Here is a 1221-nt window from a genome sequence, read left to right on the forward strand (position 1 = left end):
GCATATAAACCCAACCTTCTTTATTATTTAATAATTGACTAATTAATTCTTCGTCATTTTCATTCCAGCCTTTTTCGTTCACTTCTATAACTGTCGACGTATCATCTAGTTCGTTGAACATAATCATCACAGTATGTTCTTCTTCTGAAGGACCCCATTTGAAGACAATTTTTTTATTTTCCTGAATTTCCACTATGATTACTTCCACTTCAGCATTGTATTCTTCATATCTCCAGGTAAAGGTCTTGCCTTGTTCCAATTTTCCAGAACCAGCTGAAAACCAAAAATTAGCCATTTGCTCTGGTTCAACGAACGCATTGAACACCTCATGTGCGGGTTTCATTATTTTTAATTTTGTATGTACTTGAATATCCATATATTTTTTAATCCCCTTTGTATCGTTTTTATTTTTAGTCATACTTATATATTCAATATTTGTTGTTCAACACCTTTTAAAAAAATTATTTACAGAATAAAAAGGTCCCCAAATGTCTCGGAAACCTTTTGTTATTCATCCACTACTTCTATATGCAGTGAATTCGCTTTTGGTGGATCGGATTCCATTAAAGCACCATCTGTCCATACCAGAACCTCTTGGCCTATTTCATAATCATATATGCTTTGCCCTTCCGGTACCCTTACCCAGACCATTTCGGAATCTTCCTCTTCCACTAAAATACTGCCGGATCTTTTATCAGTGACTGTTCCGATGATTTGAGCTTCACCTTTCATTTCATCCTCTTCAGAATTACAACCTGACAACATGGCACAAAGGATTCCAAACAAAATCAACTTTTTTCTCATCTAGTAAGGCCCCTATCTTCGTTTCAGAATTAGACGGTTAACCTGGTTAAATGTTCCAGCGCTTTCAGGAACTCTTGTTTAAGGTTTTAACTAAAAGCGGTTAGAATGAAAGTAAGGCGGAATCATCTCGCTTTATTATTGGAGGTTTTACTATGAAAGCACTTATATATAACACATTTGGCGGACCCGAAGTATTGGAATACCATGACATGCCCAACCCTGTAATCGGTCCAAATGAAATTTTGATCCGGATGAAAGCGATTGGCTTGAACTTTGCCGACGTCTATAGGAGAAAAGGGAACTACCACCTTGAGGGGAAACCTCCTTATATTCTGGGCTATGAAGGCGCAGGCATTGTAGAACAAGTAGGAGCAGACATACAAGGTATTCAAAATGGCGACCGAGTTGCATTTGCGG

The 1221-nt window shown here is 37.6% G+C and carries 3 protein-coding genes; 1 reads left to right on the plus strand and 2 read right to left on the minus strand.

Annotation, left to right across the window (positions count from 1 at the left end):
- Window positions 1-376: SRPBCC domain-containing protein (locus tag AC1DSB_RS19600; RefSeq protein WP_477587452.1), on the minus strand; the 376-nt coding region annotated here is incomplete at its 3' end.
- A gap of 131 nt (window positions 377-507) precedes the next feature.
- A complete protein-coding gene (locus AC1DSB_RS19605; RefSeq protein ID WP_477531592.1) occupies window positions 508-804 on the minus strand; it encodes a DUF3221 domain-containing protein in 297 nt (98 codons plus the stop codon).
- A 152-nt stretch (window positions 805-956) separates the two neighbouring features.
- Here AC1DSB_RS19605 and AC1DSB_RS19610 point away from each other — a divergent pair.
- The coding region (locus AC1DSB_RS19610) for an alcohol dehydrogenase catalytic domain-containing protein (protein WP_477587453.1) at window positions 957-1221 on the plus strand (265 nt) is incomplete at its 3' end.

It is taken from the genome of Paenisporosarcina sp. P4_E4_2 (assembly GCF_056401595.1).